The sequence below is a fragment of the Bradyrhizobium liaoningense genome, from assembly GCF_018130955.1.
Classification (GTDB): Bacteria; Pseudomonadota; Alphaproteobacteria; order Rhizobiales; family Xanthobacteraceae; genus Bradyrhizobium; species Bradyrhizobium liaoningense_C.
In genome coordinates, this window is the sequence record NZ_JAFCJM010000051.1 from 1 (window position 1) to 16,888 (window position 16,888).

Sequence of the window (16,888 nt, forward strand, 5' to 3'; positions counted from 1 at the left end):
CAACAGACCTGAACGAAACAAGAATTGTGTTACCCATGTCGTCGGTTTGAACTGTTACCCATCTCGCCGGTTGCTCAGAAGCGGCCTCAATACAACAAGCGACGTCCCGGGATCGAAGCTGCTACAGTCAGCTTCGCGCGCATGAACCCATGGGAATGAGATGGACGGTCGCAAGCTCCGGATCGCAATCCTTTTCGGCGGACGATCTGCCGAGCATGATGTGTCGCGCGCGTCGGCAGCCAACGTACTGCGCTCCCTCGATCAGGATCGCTACGAGCCGATCCTGATCGGAATCACGCGGGAGGGCCGCTGGATTGCGGCCGACGCCGGCAATGGCGCCGGAACAGGTAGCTCGGCTCTGGTCGTGCCGCAGGACGGACCGCAGGTCTCGCTCCTTCCTGGCGGCGGCGGCAAGGCGCTGCTCACGAACGATACGGGATCGCAGGCCCGTCAGCTTCCCGCCTTCGACGTCGTCTTTCCGGTCCTGCATGGTCCTCACGGCGAAGACGGCACCGTGCAGGGCGCGCTCGAATTGGCCGACGTTCCCTATGTCGGATCGGGTGTGGTTGGCTCTGCGGTCTCCATGGACAAGGACGTCGCCAAGCGGCTGTTGCAGGATGCGGGGCTGCCGATGGCCCGCTTCATTGCGGTCACGGCGCCTTCGGCCATCGACTATGACGACGCCGTCCGCGCTGTCGGCACCAAGGAGCTGTTCGTGAAGCCCGCGAACATGGGCTCATCGGTTGGCGTGTCCAGGGCGCGAACCGCCGAGGAGTTCGTGGAAGCCTGCACGCACGCATTCCGGTTCGACAGGAAGATACTGATCGAGCAGTGCGTGCCGTCGGTGCGCGAAATCGAGTGCTCGGTCCTGGAGGACGCGAACGGCGAGGTGAAAGCGTCCGAGCTCGGCGAAATCGAGCCCGACGACAAGCACGGCTTCTACTCCTACGATGCCAAATACATCGACGCTGATGGCGCCAGTCTCGTCGTGCCTGCCCGGCTCGCGCCTGACCTGAGCGAGGCCATCAAGCTCTTGGCTATCAAGACATTCAAGGTGCTGTGCTGCGAGGGCATGGCACGCATCGATTTCTTCCTGAGCGGTCAGGACGTCTTCGTGAACGAAGCCAACACGCTGCCGGGCTTCACGAGCATCAGCATGTATCCAAAGCTCTGGGAAACCAGCGGCCTGCCGCAATCGAAACTGATGGACGTGTTGATCGCGCATGCAATCGCGCGCCATCGTCGGTCGAAAACGGTCTCGGTGCATCGCTAGCGCCTCGACGCGCCTGCTCACCGAAGTGCTGCTGGAAGCGGCGAGCTAGGCGCGAACAATGAGCTTTTCCCTTCTCCCCTTGTGGGAGAAGGTGGCGCGAAGCGCCGGATGAGGGGTCTGCCTCCGCGAACTCAAGTCGAGAGAGGTTTACATGCGGAGAGAACCCCTCACCCGTCTCAATCGCGCTTTGCGCGATTGATCCACCTTCTCCCACAAGGGGAGAGGGGAAGCACCATCCCGCCTAGCCACCGGCGCTGTCACGAAGGGTTGACCGGGATCAAGGACTGCGTCCGGTGCCGGGATATGGTACTCAAGCCGTGCTGCGGCCCGAAAGGTAAACAGATTACGATGCGGTTCGTCCGTACCATCCTGGCATTCGCGATCGCCATCTCGCTGGCGGTGCTGCCGCTCGGCGCATCGGCGGCCGGCTTCGCGATGTCGTCGGACGACATGCAGGCCAGCATGTCCATGGCTGGCGATGCCGGCATGTCGATGGACGAATGCTGTCCGGACGACATGAAGGGAGCCGCCTCGCAAACCGACAGCCACAAGTGCGGGATGGGTTTCTGCTGCATTGGCGGAACCGTCGCGCTCGGCGACGTCCGATCTGTCGCCTTCGATTTTCTCGCCGTAGCGGCGAGCAAGGTTGCCATTCCCGCGGATCAGGTCGTCTCGTTCCGCGGTGGTAGTCCACCCTTCCGACCTCCTCGAATCTGATCTCGCAAAGCCCGACGCGCGCAGCATGCCTGCTCGCGACGACGACTGACGTGCGCGCACCAATCGCGCCACGGATCGAGATCATTTCATGAGGACAGGACAATGCTTTCCAAATTCACCACCGCGGCTCTCGCCGCCACCCTTTCGCTCGCCGCTTCGGCCGCGATGGCGGGCGCCGGCGATTACACCTTCGAGCCGCTCAATCCGGAGATGAAGAAGGGCGACGACATCACGCTCGCCATTCGCTTGACCAACAAGCGGACCGGCAAGCCGGTGTCTGACGCAGTCGTCTTCAAGACCCGCGTGGACATGGCTCCGGACGGGATGGCCGAGATGGAATCCGCGGTCACGCCGCTGCCGTCCAAGGAGCCGGGCGTGTACGCCTTCAAGACCGACCTGCCGATGGCCGGCCGCTACCAGGTGACGCTGTCCGCGAAGGTGCAAGGCGAGCCGGACACCGTCACCGGCAAGGTGATCGTCAAGGCGACCAAGTGAGCGCTTCGGGCGCCGCGCGACGGCGCCCGATGTCCCCTTTCCATTGATACGGACGCGCGCAACTGAGCGCGCGATACACGCCATGAAAACGCTGCGTCTTCTGACTGTTCTCGCGCTGGGCGGCGGCCTGGCGCTGGGCGCCTATTGGTACGCGGGCGACGGGCACCGGCCTGCGCACGCCGACATCGCCACGGCCGCGGCAGCCGCCGACCGCACGCCGCTCTACTACCGCGACGCGAGCGGCGCGCCGCTTTGGTCGGCCGGTCCGAAGAAGGACGATCGCGGACGGGACTATTTGCCGGTCTACGACGATCCGGCGGTGCCCGAGCCGGCGAAGCCGAAGCAACAGGCGGATTCCTCGCGAAAGATCCTCTACTACCGCAATCCGATGGGACTGCCGGACACCTCGGCTGTGCCGAAGAAGGATCCGATGGGGATGGACTACGTCCCCGTCTACGACGGCGACGATACCGACGACGGCTTGGTAAAACTTTCGCCCGGCAAGATCCAGCGCACGGGCGTCAGGTCAGAACCCGTCGAGCGGCGCGCGATCCGCGTTGCGGTGAAGGCGCCCGGCACGATCCAACTGGACGAGCGCCGCATGTCCGTGATCGCCATGCGCGCCGAAAGTTTTGTGCAGAAGGTCGCCGACGTGACCACGGGGACCCGCGTCAAGGCGGGCCAACCTCTCATGGAGATCTACAGTTCGGCGGTCGCCTCCGCGGCTGCGGAATATCTCGCGACGATCACCTCCAGGACGGTCGGCGGCGTCGAGATGTACGGCCGCGGCTCCCGCCAGCGGCTGATCAATCTCGACGTTCCGGAAGCAGTCATCGCGGAGATGGAGAGGACGCGGATCGCGCCCGTCACCGTGCACTGGTCGGCGCCGCGCGACGGCATTGTGCTCGAACGCAACGCGATCGAAGGCATGCGGGCCAATCCGGGCGACGTACTGTTCCGGATCGCGGACACCTCGCTGGTGTGGGCCCTGGTCGACGTCGCCGAACGCGATCTCGGCAACATCGCGGTCGGCCAGCAGGTGGCCGTCCGCGCGCGCAGCTTTCCCGGCAAAATCTTCGAAGGCAAGATCGCTGTCGTGTATCCGCAGGTGAACCGCGACACCAGAACCGTTCGTATCAGGATCGAGCTCGCCAATCCGGACGCCATGCTGCTGCCGGACATGTATGTCGATGCCACCATCGACACCGCCGATTCCGCACCCGTCCTGGCGGTCCCGGACAGCTCGGTGCTCGACACCGGCAGCAGGCAGGCGGTGCTCGTCGACAAGGGCGACGGGCGCTTTGAGCCGAGGGACGTGAAGCTCGGCCGGCGCGGCGGCGGCTACATCGAGGTGCGCGGTGGCCTTGCGGATGGCGAGGCCGTGGTCACCTCGGCCAATTTCCTGATCGATGCGGAAAGCAATCTGAAAGCGGCGCTCAAGGGTTTTGCGGACGCGGCGCCCCAGGCTCCCGACGCCGGCACCGGCCAAGCGATGGGAGATCACAAGTGATCGCCCGCATCATCGCCTGGTCCGCCCGCAATTTGCTGCTGGTGCTGTTCGGCACCGGCTTTGCGGCGGCCGCCGGCCTCTACGCGCTGGTTCACCTTCCGCTGGACGCGATCCCGGACCTCTCGGACACGCAGGTGATCGTCTACACCGAATATCCCGGCCAGGCACCGCAGGTCATCGAGGACCAGGTCACCTATCCGCTGACGACAGCCATGCTGACGGTGCCGAAATCGAAGGTGGTGCGCGGCTTCTCCTTCTTCGGCGTGTCGTTCGTCTACGTGATCTTCGAGGACGGCACCGACATCTACTGGGCGCGCTCGCGCGTCATGGAGTTTTTGAACAGCGCGGCGTCGCGGCTTCCGGCCGGCGTCACCCCGACCATCGGGCCCGACGCGACCGGCGTCGGCTGGGTCTACCAGTACGCGGTGATGTCCAGGGAATTGAACCTGGCGGACACCCGCACGATCCAGGACTGGAATCTGAAATTTGCGCTGGCCAAGGCCGAAGGCGTCGCCGAGGTCGCCAGCATCGGCGGCTTCGTCAAGCAGTACAACGTCGTGCTCGACCCGCAGCGGATGCGCGATCGCGGCATCAGCATGCAGAAGATCCGGGAGGCCATTCGCGCCAGCAACGCCGACGTCGGCGGCCGCACCGTCGAACTTTCGGAATTCGAATACGTCATCCGCGGCAAGGGCTACATCAAGGGCATCAACGATCTCGGCAACATCGTGCTCAAGACCTCCGGCGGCACGCCGGTGCTGCTGCGCGACGTTGCCCATGTCGAGCTTGGCCCGGACGAGCGGCGCGGCATCGCCGAGCTGAACGGCGAAGGCGAGGTCGCGAGCGGCATCGTGCTCCAGCGCTTCGGCCTCAACGCGCTCGACGTGATCGAGAACGTCAAGAAGCGCTTCAAGGAGATCGCGAGCAGCCTGCCGAAATCGGTCGAGATCGTCCCGGTCTACGACCGCTCGAACCTGATCTACGCCGCCATCGATACGCTCAAGCACACGCTGGTCGAGGAGAGCATCGTCGTCGCCCTGGTCTGCATCGTGTTCCTGCTGCACGTCCGCAGCGCCCTGGTCGCGATCCTGATGCTGCCGGTCGGCGTGCTGATGGCGTTCGGCGCCATGAAGCTGCTGGGGCTGGGCTCCAACATCATGAGCTTAGGGGGCATCGCGATCGCGATCGGCGCGATGGTGGATGCCGCGATCGTCATGATCGAGAATGCGCACAAGCACCTCGAGCGCGCCACGCCGGATCAGTCGCGCGTCCAGATCCTGATTGATGCGGCGTCCGAAGTCGGGCCGGCACTGTTCTTCAGCCTGCTGATCATCACCGTGTCGTTCATGCCGATCTTCACGCTGGAATCGCAGGAGGGGCGGCTGTTCAGCCCCCTGGCGTTCACCAAGACGTTCTCGATGGCCGCGGCGGCGCTGCTATCCGTCACGCTGGTGCCGGCGCTGATGGTGATCTTCGTCCGCGGCAAAATCGTCCCGGAGCACCGCAATTTCATCAACCGTTTCCTGATCTGGATCTACCGTCCGGTGATCAAGGGTGTGCTGCGCGCCAAGACGCTGGTGATCCTGGCGTCGGTTGCGGTGCTCGCCGTCACGATCTGGCCGGCCCGCCAGCTCGGCACCGAGTTCATGCCGGCTCTCAACGAGGGGACGCTGCTCTACATGCCGACGACGTTGCCCGGCATTTCCGTCACCAAAGCGGCCGAGCTCATGCAGATGCAGGACCGGATCATCAAGACCTTTCCGGAAGTCGCATCCGTCTATGGCAAGGCCGGGCGGGCGGCGACCGCAACCGACCCGGCGCCGACCGAGATGTTCGAGACCGTCGTCAACCTGAAGCCGAAGGAGCAATGGCGGCCCGGCGTCACCATCGACAGCCTGATTGCCGAGATGGACAAGGCGCTGCAATTCCCCGGCGTCTCCAACGCCTGGACCATGCCGATCAAGGCGCGCATCGACATGCTGTCCACGGGCATCCGCACCCCTGTTGGCATCAAGGTGATGGGCACGGATCTCGTCGAGATCGATCGGCTCGCCAAGCAGGTCGAACGCGTGGTCAAGACGGTACCGGGCACGTCGTCGGCCTACGCCGAGCGGGGCATCGGCGGCTACTATCTCGAGATCGTGCCGGACCGGGAGGCGCTCGCCCGTTACGGGATCCTGATCCAGGATGTGCAGGACACCATCGCGGCGGCTCTCGGCGGCCAGACGGTGACGACAACCGTGGAGGGCCGGCAGCGCTTCTCGGTGAACATGCGCTACCCGCGTGATCTCCGCGACAATCCGAATGCCGTCGCCAGCGACATCCTGGTGCCGATGCCGGCGGGCGGCGCCGTGCCACTCGGCGAGGTCGCCAGGGTCGAGCCGGCGCGGGGGCCGACATCGATCCGGACCGAGAACGGGCAGCTTGCGACCTACATCTATGTCGACATCCGCGATCGCGACATCGGAAGCTACGTCGCGGATGCGCAACGAGCCGTCACGGAAAGCATCCAGTTTCCGGCCGGCACCTACGTCGTCTGGAGCGGCCAGTACGAATATCTGCAGCGGGCCGCTGCCCGCCTGAAGATCGTGGTCCCGGTGACGCTCACGATCATCTTCCTTCTGCTGTATCTGAACTTCAGGGCCATGACCGGGACCCTGATCGTGATGCTGTCGCTGCCCTTCGCGCTGGTCGGCGGCATCTGGATGATGTGGTGGCTCGGCTTCAACCTCTCCGTCGCCGTCGCCGTCGGCTTCATCGCGCTCGCCGGCGTCGCCGCCGAGACCGGCGTCGTGATGCTGATTTACCTCGATCACGCGTTGGCCGAGATGAAGGCCAGGTGCAGCGCCGAGGGCCGTGCCTTCACGCGCCGGGATCTCCACGATGCCATCATGGAGGGCGCGGTCGAGCGCGTCCGTCCCAAGATGATGACTGTCGTCGCCATCATGGCGGGCCTGCTGCCCATCATGTGGAGCACCGGGACCGGCTCGGAGATCATGCAACGCATCGCCGTGCCGATGATCGGCGGCATGATCTCGTCGACGCTGCTCACCCTGATCGTGATCCCGGCGATCTACGGCCTGGTGAAGGGGCGCGGGCTTTCACGCGAGGGAGAAGCGGCCGACGGACCTGCAGCCGGCGGCGCGCAAGAGGTGCCCAAGGCGGCTTGAACGAAGACGTCGGCGAGCTAGGCGATCGGCTCTTCCCTTCTCCCCCCTGTGGGAGAAGGTGGCGCGAAGCGCCGGATGAGGGGTCTCTGTCCGCGATCTCCATTGTGTGCCGAGTGACTCGCGGATACACACCCCTCACCCGTCTCGCCGCTACGCGGCGAGCCACCCTCTCCCACAAGGAGAGAGGGGAAGCAGGCCGCACTGGCGTTACGCGATCAGCCCGTCGAGATCGGAATAGATGACGTCGGCCGTGCGCTGATAGTGCTGCTGGAGCAGGCGCACGGCCTCTTCGCTGTCCTTGGCGAGAACCGCCTGGAGGATCTCGCGGTGCTCGGCGCCGACCTTGCGCGCGGGATAGGCTTTTGCGATCGACATCATGCGATAGCGATAGAGTCGGTCGGCGAGTTGTTCGCAGAAGCCAAGCAGCGGCCGTGAACCGCATAGCCCGATCAGCGCCGCGTGGAAGGCGCGGTGCACCTTCTCCCAATCCGGATTGTCCTCGAACGTATCGGCTTTCAGCGAACGCGGCGTGCGATCGAGCCGGTGATGTGCCACCAGCAGGGATTCCTCCCAGGCCTGGGTCGCATTCTGCATGGACTCCCGGAGCGCCAGGCCTTCGACCCAGCACTTCGTCTTGGTCAGTTCCTGGAGCTCTTCCCTGCTGACATCCTTCACATAGAAGCCGCGCTGCTCCATGCCGACGACGAACTCTTCGGTCGTCAGGCGGTTGAGCGCCTCGCGCAGCGGGGTCTGCCCGACATTGTACTGCTCCATCAGGAAGCGCGACTGCAGCTTGCGTCCGGGCGGCAGCCGCGTGGTCAGGATGTCGGCCTTGAGGCGCGCATAGATCGTCGTCGCCAGCGTGGCCGGCTGGTCCGCCTTCGGGATTGGCAGGTCAGAGCTCATGGGCGTCCGTCGGAATCGTCGGTCTTTTTTGTACATCAGCGGACCACAGTGCAATAATTTATAAATTCTTTCTTTACTAGCACTTTTTTACATATTAAGGAGCTTGTCAGTTCGCGTCCCCTGACGAGGAAGCCCAATGTCCGATTTTCCGGTTGCGGCCCTGCGCAGCGTCGAGATCACGACGCCGCACCTCGCCGGTTCGGTCGATTTCTACACCGGGGTCTGGGGCCTCGACATCGCGGCGGAGGTGGGCGGCACGGTGTACCTCGCTGCAATGGGAAACGACTTCCATGTTCTCGAGCTCACGCCGGGCGAGGCGACGTCGCTCAAGAAGGTTAGTTTCCGCGCCCGCTCGCGCGAGGATTTGCACCGCCTGTTCGACCGCGCGCGGCAGGCCGGCTGCGAGGTGATCAGTTCGCCCGCGCCATCGCCTGCGCCGTCGGGCGGCGAAAGTTTTGTGGTTCGGGAGCCGCAGGGCTGCGCCATGGAGTTCGTCCACGGCGATCGCACCAAGGCGGCGCGCGTGATTGCTGATCGCCCCGAGCGGCTGGCGCATGTCAACATCAACAGCACTGACGTCGAAAAGCTGTCGGCCTTCTACCAGGACGTCTTGGGATTCCGCCTGTCGGACCGATCGAAGCTGATGGCGTTCCTGTGCTGCAACAGCGACCACCACGCGGTCGTGCTTGCAGAGGCACCTGGCAACGGCCTCAATCACATCGCCTTCCTGATGCCCGATCTCGAATCCGTCATGCGCGGCTCCGGCCGCATGATCGATCACGGCTATCCGATCGGCTGGGGCGTCGGCCGGCACGGACCGGGCGACAATGTGTTCGCCTATTTCGTCGATCCGACCGGGGCCGTCATCGAATACACCGCCGAAGTCTTGCAGATCGACGACAGCTACGTTGCGAAAGGACCCAAGGATTGGGTTTGGCCGCCGGGACGAACCGATCAGTGGGGCATCGCCCCGCCAAAATCCGACGCCTGCAAGACAGCGCAGCTCGCCGTTCCCTTCACGACGGCCCGCGCATGACCGAAGCGGCCGCCACCGACTATGACGTGCTCGTCGTAGGCTTCGGGCCGACCGGCGCTGTTGCCGCAGGCCAGCTTGGCCGCCTCGGTCATCGCACGCTGGTGATCGACCGGCTCACCGACGTCCATGACAAGCCGCGCGCGATCGCGCTCGATCACGAGATCTTTCGGCATCTCGACAATATGGGCCTCGCTGAGGCGATCGCGCCCCATGTCGAGCCCTTCACGGCATCGGAGCATTTTGGCGTCGACGGCCAGTTGATCCGCCGCATCGACATGGTCGCAAAACCCTATCCGCTCGGCTACACGCCGAGCATGGTGTTCAGCCAGCCCGCGGTCGAGGCTGAACTGCGCCGCCACGCGACTGGTTTTTCCAATGTGCGGGCCGAGCTCGGCGTCGAGCTGCTCGATCTCGTCCAGGCGCCTGACGGCGTCGAGGCAAAGCTGAAGGACGCCGACGGGCAGCTCCGTTCCGTGACGGCGCGCTATGTGCTCGGCTGCGACGGCGCCTCGAGCACGGTGCGGGAGATCGCAGGCCTTGCGCTCGAAGACCTCATCTTCGACGAGCCCTGGCTCGTGGTCGACATGCGCGTGAACGAGGCTGCGCTTGCCCGCCTGCCGCAATGCTCCGCGCAGTTCTGCAAACCGGCGCGCCCCGTCAGCTTCCTCATCGGCCCGAAGAACCACCGCCGCTGGGAGATCATGCTGCTACCGGGCGAAGACGCGCGGCAGATGGAACGGCCGGACAACGTCTGGAAGTTGCTCTCGCCCTGGCTCACGCCAGAGGATGGGGAGTTGTGGCGCGCGGCCTCCTACCGCTTCCACGCTCTCGTTGCCGATGTCTGGCGCAACGGCAAAATCCTGATCGCCGGCGATGCCGCCCATCAGCAGCCGCCCTTCATCGGCCAGGGCATGTGCCAGGGCCTGCGTGACGCCACCAATTTGGTCTGGAAGCTGGATCGCGTGCTCAGGGGGGTTTCGCCCCATTGCCTGCTCGACAGCTACACGGTCGAACGCAAGCAGCACGTGATCGAGCTGACCGGCCGGATCAAGGCGATCGGCCAATCGATCTGCGAACGCGATTTTGTCGCGGCGCGCCGGCGCGATGCGCAGATCCTGGCCGATGGCGGCGGCAAGCCGCTGCTGATGACACGGCAGGAGATCATTCCGCCGCTGCGCGCTGGCTTTCTCGGGCAGCACGAAGGGCCGGCGCGCGGCAGCCTGTTTCCGCAGCCACGGATCGCGAGCGCCGGCACGGTCCGCTTGCTGGACAAGGTGACCGGATCAGGCTGGCGCGCGTTCATCGACGGCCGCAGCAATGATGCCGCCGCCCTGCTCGCACTCTGCGCCGCGCGCCCGGACATTTTTGCGGCGGCCATCGCGCCTGCCGGCTCCACCGCGCCGGACGCGCTTGAGGAGACCGAGGGCGTGCTCGCAAACTGGTTCGACCGTCATGGTGTCGTCGCCGCGCTCGTGCGGCCCGACCATTACGTCTTCGGCACGGCGCGCGACGCCGCCGAGCTCGGCGATCTCCTGCGCGAGATCGAGGCGCTCTGCATGACGTCCCGGCCGGGCGAGACAACCACAATTCCGATCTGACAATGGAGAGAACGCCGTGATACTGGCAACTGTAGCGATCGATGGCCGCACCACCTGGGGCCTCGTCGAGGGCGAGACTTTTTTCGATGTCGGTGCCGCGCTTAAAGCCCGCTATGCCGACCTGAAGGCAGCCATCGGCTCCGCGTTCGCAGGCGTTGCGGATGCAAAGTCCGCGGCAGCTAGCGTCCCGGTCTCGAAAGTCACCTGGCTGCCGGTCATTCCGAACCCGGACAAGATTTTGTGCGTAGGCCTGAACTACGAGACCCACCGCAAGGAAACCGGCCGCGCCGAGGTCGAGCACCCCACCATCTTCTCGCGCTATGCCAACAGCCAGACCGGGCATTTGCAGCCGATCGTGCGGCCGCGCGTCTCGACCGACCTCGACTTCGAAGGCGAGCTTGCGGTCATCATCGGCAAAGCGGGGCGCTACATCTCCCGCGCCGACGCCATGGACTACGTCGCCGGCTATTCCTGCTACAATGACGGCAGCATCCGCGATTTCCAGCGTCACACCCATCAGTTCACGCCGGGCAAGAACTTTCCGGACACCGGCGCGTTCGGGCCCTGGATGATGACGCCGGACGAGCTCGGCGCGCTCGGCGAGCTCAAGCTCGAGACCCGCCTCAACGGACAGGTCGTGCAGGAGGCGCGGATCAAGCAGATGATCTTCGATATCCCGCGCCAGATCGAATATTGCTCCACCTTCACGCGGCTCGAGCCCGGCGACGTCATCGTCAGCGGAACGCCCGGCGGCGTCGGCGCGCGGCGTGAGCCGCCGCTCTGGATGAAGCCCGGCGATGTCGTCGAGGTCGAGGTCGAACGTCTCGGCGTGCTCAGGAATGTCGTCACCGACGAAACCTGATCGACAGGCGGCAGCCCGCGATCGCGCGGGCTGCGCGCTCATGTACGCCTCAAAACGACAAGAGCCCGAAAAGGGCACCCTCCAGGAGGAACACCATGTCAAAGCTATCCCGTCGCCTGCTGCTCGCCGGAGCTGCCCTTTGCCTCTCCTTTCCGGCCTTCGCGCAATCATGGCCGCAACGGCCCGTGACGGTGATAGTCCCCCAGCCCGCGGGCAACAGCCCGGACGTGATGTGCCGCCTGATCGCTGACAAGCTATCCCGGGCCTTCGGGCAGCAATTCGTTGTCGAGAACCGCGCCGGCGCCGCAAACCTCGTCGGCACGCAGTCGGTCGCCCGTGCCGCAGCAGACGGTTACACATTCCTGTTTGCCACGTCGGCCGCGCTCGTCACCAACCCCTACACGTTCAAGAAGCTGCCCTACGATCCCGTGAAGGATTTTGTCCCGGTCGCGATGGCGGCCCGCAGCAACCACGTCCTTCTCGTCAATCCCGAGGTGAAGGCCAAGTCGCTGCCGGAATTGATCGCGCTGGAAAAATCGGCACCCGGCACATTGAGCATGGCCGTCGACGGCGCGCGCAACCTCTCGGGCCTGATCGCGCAAGCCATCAACAAGCACGCCGGCACCGGCTTTGTCCTCATCCCCTACAACACGACGACGAACGCAATCCAGGACGCCGTGACGGGCCGCGTTCAGGTGACGATCCAGGCGGCGTCGATCGCAGAAGCCTTCATCAAGGCCGGTACGCTTCGCCCGATCGCCGTTGCAGGCGCCAAGCGGATCGACACCCTGCCGGATGTTCCCGCGATCGCCGAAACGCTGCAAAGCGTTGATCTGCAGGGCTGGTTCATGTTCATGGCGCCTAGCGGCACGCCCGCCGACATCGTCGACAAACTGAGCGCCGAGATCGCAAAAGCCCTGGAGTCGCCGGAGGTGCGCGAGCGCGCCCCTGCCCTCGGCTTCGACGTCCGCATCGGCGATGCGGTGACGCCTTCAGGCGCAAAGCGCTTCCTCGACGGCCAGCTCGCCTCCTCCGGCAAGATCATTCAGGCGCTTGGTATCGAACCTGAATAGCCGGGCCGCCGGGCCGTCACTGCATTGCGACAAAGAACCTCGCCGGCGGCCGCGATCGCCGTTGATCTACGTCAACGTTTCCGGCTCCCGGCGCTCATGTACTTCTCGCGTCGCAATAGCTCCGCCACCTTTGGTTCGCGAGCGCAAAGGAGTATCACCATGCATGCGAGGAAGCGTCTTTCGATCAAGTCGATGACAGCTGCAGGAATTGCTGCCAGCGCCCTGCTGGGAGTTGCAGGTGTTACTCTCAATCCCGCACCGGCCGGGGCGGTCGTGTATTGCCAGTATGTCGATTACCCGCCGAGCTGCGTTGCGAGACCCGGTGTCGTGCTCAGGCCGCGCCCCGTGGCGCGTGCAGCTGTCCGGGCTGGCACGGCGAGCCCAACCAATCTGAATGGCGGCGTCAATCGCGTCGGCGTGCGGCGGTAAGGACTTGCGGGTCACGAGCCTGGACGGCAAGTGACGCGAGCCCGAGGATCGGTCCGTCCAGCACGGTCGACATCCGGCTTACATTGTTCTCACCAGCGGCTTAGTGTTCGCGCTCCGGAGCGTCGCGACCAAAAGCCTCTGGATGAGGTCTGCCATGCTAACACCGGACATGAAGAGACTGATCGAGGAGCAGCGCCTCGGGTTTGTTGCGACAGCGTCGCTCGATGGAATGCAGAACGTCTCGCCGAAGGGGACCTTCGCCGTCCTGGATGACCGGACCATCGCATTCGGCGAGATCCGTTCACCCGGCACGATCCGAAACCTCAAGGCGAATCCGCGCGTCGAGGTCAATTTCGTCGATGCTTTCGTGCGCAAGGGCTATCGTTTCGCTGGCATGGCCACCGTGGTGGAACGGGGCGAGCCCGCCTTTGACACGCTGCTTCCGAACTTGCGCAGTTCGCTCGCGCACAGAATCCGCGCCATCGTGACGATCGCCGTGACCAGGGCGTTGCCCCTCACTTCGCCAGCCTATGATGAGGGAACGACCGAACCGGAGCTGCGCCGGGCCTGGACCACCCGCTTCCGCATGCTCCAGCCATCCGGGCGGTTCGAGGAGTGACCATTCGACGGTGCAATCGGGTCAGCTTCCGGCCCGCGGCAAACATTCGCCAGGTCCAAGTTTTCCAGTGGCAATGCAACTCCTGCTCGTAGTAACATCGTCGAACCGGATGTCCTCGAGCCCGCCTGCCTGAACTTCATGACATCAAATGGAGGAAGGGAAAATGTCGGTCCCTTGCAAGTTCGAACGCAGCCTGCTCAGCCACGAAGAATATGAGACGATCCGTCTCACGCACCATCCCGCCATCTATGACATCGAGGCAGCTGAGCTTGAGGCCATGCGCCCCCGCTTGCGCAAGATGCGCGACAAGGAGCGAACGCAGAGCCGGCACAAGCAGCGAGAGCAGCGCGGGAAAGGCGAGGCCCGCGGCGCAAGCTTTCCAGGCACCGCCGAGCACGCATCCAAACGCAAGCAGGTCTTCGCCGCGGCGCTCAAGCGGGTGAATTCCGAGGTCAGGCGTCTTCACAATTTGGCAGCCAAGACCGCAAATGTCGAAGCAGCTCGAAAGGCTCTCGCGCTGCATCGAGCCGCCAACTTCATGACCTATCCCGCCGCCGGAGCTACGGCGAACGAAGGCATGGCGCCGAACCCGAGTTCGCGCCGAAGAAAGATCATCACAGGTGCAAAAATCGGGCGAGTGTCGCAGTCGACGAAGGTCGCACAAGCGGTGCGCGACGCGCGAGGCGCGGCTTAGCGGACCTAACGCTTCCGCTCTCCCCGCCACATTAGCTCAACCGAAGAGCATCGAGCGAGTGTCATTCAATCCCGGTGTGCCCCTTCCCACTCTTTTGCAGCCTTCACCGACTCTTCGAAGGCGCCCCCGCTTTCGAGCAGCGCACGTTTGAGCGCGGGGTCGAGCAGCTGTTCGATTCCGCTATCGTCGAGCGGCATCCTGTCCTCGCGCACCGCCGCCATTAGCCGGGCGATTTCGCCTGCTGCGTGGGCCGGTGTATGCATCAGCACCAGCCGGCGCATCTTCCAGGGGTTGTTCGGCACGTGGCAGCTATCGCACTGCGCGTCGCGCATCCGTAGCGCCAGGGTCCTGTATGTGACGTCGAGCTTCTGCAGATAGGGATTGTCTTGCCGGAACAAGCCGTCGAAAAGCGTCACGCGCGGCTGGATGCGTCCCTCCTTGTCCGTCCACATCCACTTGCCGTCGAACTTGGGCCTTATCGGTTGCGTGGAGACGACAGGGCTTCCGTTGCCCCGCTCCGTGAATTGCCCGATGACGATCTTCGCGGTCTTTGGATTGACCCAGAGCAGAACCGAATTGGCGGCCTGATAGACACCCCACTTCGCCTCGTCGTGCCAGAACGGATACGGAAAATTCCCTGGCGCCAAAAGGTTGCGGAACCCTGCTCGCAGACGCATCACGTACAATCGCTCGCGCTCGACGTACTCGATGCTGTACTCGCCGCTATACATGAACAGCGAGAGGTAGAGCCCGGCAATCACATCGGGCGCAAACTGAGTGAGATTGGTGTCCTTGAGTGCTGCCCCGGCGTCCTGATTCCGACGGCCCCACAGGAGCCTCGGCGCGAGGCTCCGCCTTAGCGCGGAGTCGCCAAACAGACTGCGCCGGCATCGGTCGAAGGCTGCCTCGTCTGAGGGTGACGCTGGCGAACAGACTTGCTGCAGCTCGAGTGCGACCTCGGAGGCCATCTGCGCGATCTGGTCAGCAAGGTCGGGAAGATCGTCGTCGTTTTCCGCGGCGTCCACGGTCAGCAAAGCGGCGAGCAGCAGTGCGCCGCTTGTTACCAGGCGCCTGGCGATGGCGCCGAACATGGATTTACCTCGTCGGTTTCATATAATTTGCGACAACATGGTCGGCGATCTTGTGACCCATCGCTTCTCCGGTCTCTAGCGAATTGCGGAAATGGATACCGCCCCAGATACGCACCTCCTTGTGCTCCTGGTCCATCTGCGCAAAGCTGGCGAATTGGCGTGACAGGCGCGCATCGGAAGTGTCAGTCACGACGAAGCCTTCCGGCCCGCTGCCGAAAACAGCTTCCAAAACACCACGCGCCGCACCCGCGTTGATGCCCGCTTGCGACGGGTATTCCGGATGCATCGGTGTCGTGTTTAGAGGCTGCCAGCCTGCATCGCGTTCGGTCGCATCGTTGCCGTCCTGGTCGCCGTTGCGGATCGCGGTGATCGGCCGCCAGAAGTTGTACTGGAACTTGGCGTCCCAATCGACGATGAAGCAGTTGGCGAGGGCCATGGACATCAGCGCGAACACTCGCGCACTTTCTGCCAAAGAGAGGCCGCGACGAGCAGAAACCTGCCAGGCTGCCTGGTACCATGCCGGCCCAAGGTTAGCCTGCGTCCAGAAGCGCACGGCGTCGGACTGCGCGTCGGTCCGCTTCGTGCTCTTCACTCCGCCCATTTCCTTGGTTTCGTTGTAATCACGCGCGTACAGAGCACTTTCGAGAGCAGGCGGTGGACCCGGGCGGAACTGACTTGCGCTGTCCATGCCCCACGGCTTGGCCGTCGCATATTGTGGGAACAGGGGCGGCGTTGTCGGCACCCAGACGCCAGGCGTGGTGAGCGGGCGGTATGTGTCGGGCGTGTTTGTCGCATCGCTCTGCCGTTCGGTGAAAACGGCGGCCGCGACCTTTTCGCCTAAAGCAATGCCCGCGACCCGCGCCGAGTTGTTCGGAATGCTTTGAATCGTCTCCGCGAAGGTTGCATCTATCCGTGCCTTCTGGCCGGGATATTGACGCATCAGAATTTCGCGTGCAGCAGCTGCCGCCGCGGCCTCGGCCGAGGCGTTCGGGTCAACTGGAAGCTCCGTCGACGCGTAACGGGAATATCGATTCTGCACCGAGTTGACCGCGTCAGACATGGATACGTTCACCAGAGCCATGCTGCGCGTCCACGGATTACCCGCCACGTTGACCGCCTTCATCACGTCCATGGCTGTGATGTTCCAATCGGCGATGACGTCGGCGCGGACCAGTGTATCGCCCGAAATCAGGGCTAAGCCGACGATTGCAGCTTTCAACACGTTCATCGTTGCCTCCTTCTCCGAAAAAGAATCCTTCAGACGGCCGCCGATGTGGTGCGAAATGTATCCCGATTATCCTTTTGAACGTGCGCGCAGTGGCGCCTTACCACACGAAGCGTCGCTGCGCTCGCGCGGGGCGACTGCTCTGGAATGGTTTCGCGGAACCATAACTCCGCCAGCAGCCGAAATCGCT

15 protein-coding genes are annotated in these 16,888 nt (G+C 64.1%); 12 read left to right on the forward strand and 3 right to left on the reverse strand.

Annotation, left to right across the window (positions count from 1 at the left end; genetic code table 11):
* Positions 1-160 precede the first annotated feature (160 nt).
* From JQ632_RS29645 to JQ632_RS29665, 5 genes are all read left to right on the forward strand, one after another.
* The gene (locus JQ632_RS29645; protein WP_212406188.1) at positions 161-1,273 is read left to right on the forward strand and encodes a D-alanine--D-alanine ligase family protein; all 1,113 of its coding nucleotides are present in this window, start codon (positions 161-163) and stop codon (positions 1,271-1,273) included.
* Between the two features lie 348 nt (positions 1,274-1,621).
* Positions 1,622-1,990: a hypothetical protein gene (locus JQ632_RS29650; RefSeq protein WP_212406229.1), complete on the forward strand. Its 369-nt coding sequence runs from the start codon at positions 1,622-1,624 to the stop codon at positions 1,988-1,990.
* Positions 1,991-2,092: 102 nt separating this feature from the next.
* Positions 2,093-2,485 carry a FixH family protein gene (locus tag JQ632_RS29655; protein WP_212406189.1) on the forward strand — a complete coding sequence of 131 codons (393 nt, stop codon included), beginning with the start codon at positions 2,093-2,095 and terminating at the stop codon, positions 2,483-2,485.
* 82 nt (positions 2,486-2,567) lie between these two features.
* Positions 2,568-3,995 carry an efflux RND transporter periplasmic adaptor subunit gene (locus JQ632_RS29660; RefSeq protein ID WP_212406190.1) on the forward strand — a complete coding sequence of 476 codons (1,428 nt, stop codon included), beginning with the start codon at positions 2,568-2,570 and terminating at the stop codon, positions 3,993-3,995.
* The gene (locus JQ632_RS29665) at positions 3,992-7,165 is read left to right on the forward strand and encodes an efflux RND transporter permease subunit (protein WP_212406191.1); all 3,174 of its coding nucleotides are present in this window, start codon (positions 3,992-3,994) and stop codon (positions 7,163-7,165) included. The genes JQ632_RS29660 and JQ632_RS29665 overlap by 4 nt, the downstream gene beginning before the upstream one ends.
* Positions 7,166-7,372: 207 nt before the next feature.
* Here JQ632_RS29665 and JQ632_RS29670 read toward each other — a convergent pair whose 3' ends face one another.
* Positions 7,373-8,071 carry a GntR family transcriptional regulator gene (locus JQ632_RS29670; RefSeq protein ID WP_212406192.1) on the reverse strand — a complete coding sequence of 233 codons (699 nt, stop codon included), beginning with the start codon at positions 8,069-8,071 and terminating at the stop codon, positions 7,373-7,375.
* A gap of 136 nt (positions 8,072-8,207) precedes the next feature.
* On the opposite strand from JQ632_RS29670, the gene JQ632_RS29675 reads away from it, so the two are divergent.
* From JQ632_RS29675 to JQ632_RS29700, 7 genes are all read left to right on the forward strand, one after another.
* The gene (locus JQ632_RS29675) at positions 8,208-9,107 is read left to right on the forward strand and encodes a VOC family protein (protein ID WP_212406193.1); all 900 of its coding nucleotides are present in this window, start codon (positions 8,208-8,210) and stop codon (positions 9,105-9,107) included.
* Complete coding sequence (locus JQ632_RS29680) at positions 9,104-10,705, forward strand: bifunctional 3-(3-hydroxy-phenyl)propionate/3-hydroxycinnamic acid hydroxylase (RefSeq protein ID WP_212406194.1); 1,602 nt, start codon at positions 9,104-9,106, stop codon at positions 10,703-10,705. Before JQ632_RS29675 ends, JQ632_RS29680 begins: the two co-directional genes overlap by 4 nt.
* Positions 10,706-10,721: 16 nt before the next feature.
* Positions 10,722-11,567, forward strand: coding sequence for a fumarylacetoacetate hydrolase family protein (locus JQ632_RS29685; RefSeq protein WP_212406195.1), 846 nt, complete (start codon positions 10,722-10,724; stop codon positions 11,565-11,567).
* A 95-nt stretch (positions 11,568-11,662) separates the two neighbouring features.
* On the forward strand, positions 11,663-12,640 hold the full coding sequence (locus tag JQ632_RS29690; RefSeq protein WP_212406196.1) for a tripartite tricarboxylate transporter substrate binding protein: 978 nt from the start codon (positions 11,663-11,665) through the stop codon (positions 12,638-12,640).
* Between the two features lie 159 nt (positions 12,641-12,799).
* The gene (locus JQ632_RS39730) at positions 12,800-13,069 is read left to right on the forward strand and encodes a hypothetical protein (protein ID WP_249152623.1); all 270 of its coding nucleotides are present in this window, start codon (positions 12,800-12,802) and stop codon (positions 13,067-13,069) included.
* A 154-nt stretch (positions 13,070-13,223) separates the two neighbouring features.
* Complete coding sequence (locus JQ632_RS29695; RefSeq protein WP_212406197.1) at positions 13,224-13,688, forward strand: pyridoxamine 5'-phosphate oxidase family protein; 465 nt, start codon at positions 13,224-13,226, stop codon at positions 13,686-13,688.
* Positions 13,689-13,977: 289 nt separating this feature from the next.
* Positions 13,978-14,382: a hypothetical protein gene (locus JQ632_RS29700; RefSeq protein ID WP_312015678.1), complete on the forward strand. Its 405-nt coding sequence runs from the start codon at positions 13,978-13,980 to the stop codon at positions 14,380-14,382.
* A gap of 65 nt (positions 14,383-14,447) precedes the next feature.
* Here JQ632_RS29700 and JQ632_RS29705 read toward each other — a convergent pair whose 3' ends face one another.
* Positions 14,448-15,473 (reverse strand): hypothetical protein, encoded by a 1,026-nt coding sequence (locus JQ632_RS29705; RefSeq protein WP_212406199.1) that lies wholly within the window; start codon positions 15,471-15,473, stop codon positions 14,448-14,450.
* Between the two features lie 4 nt (positions 15,474-15,477).
* Complete coding sequence (locus tag JQ632_RS29710) at positions 15,478-16,701, reverse strand: vanadium-dependent haloperoxidase (RefSeq protein WP_212406200.1); 1,224 nt, start codon at positions 16,699-16,701, stop codon at positions 15,478-15,480.
* Between the last annotated feature and the right edge of the window lie 187 nt (positions 16,702-16,888).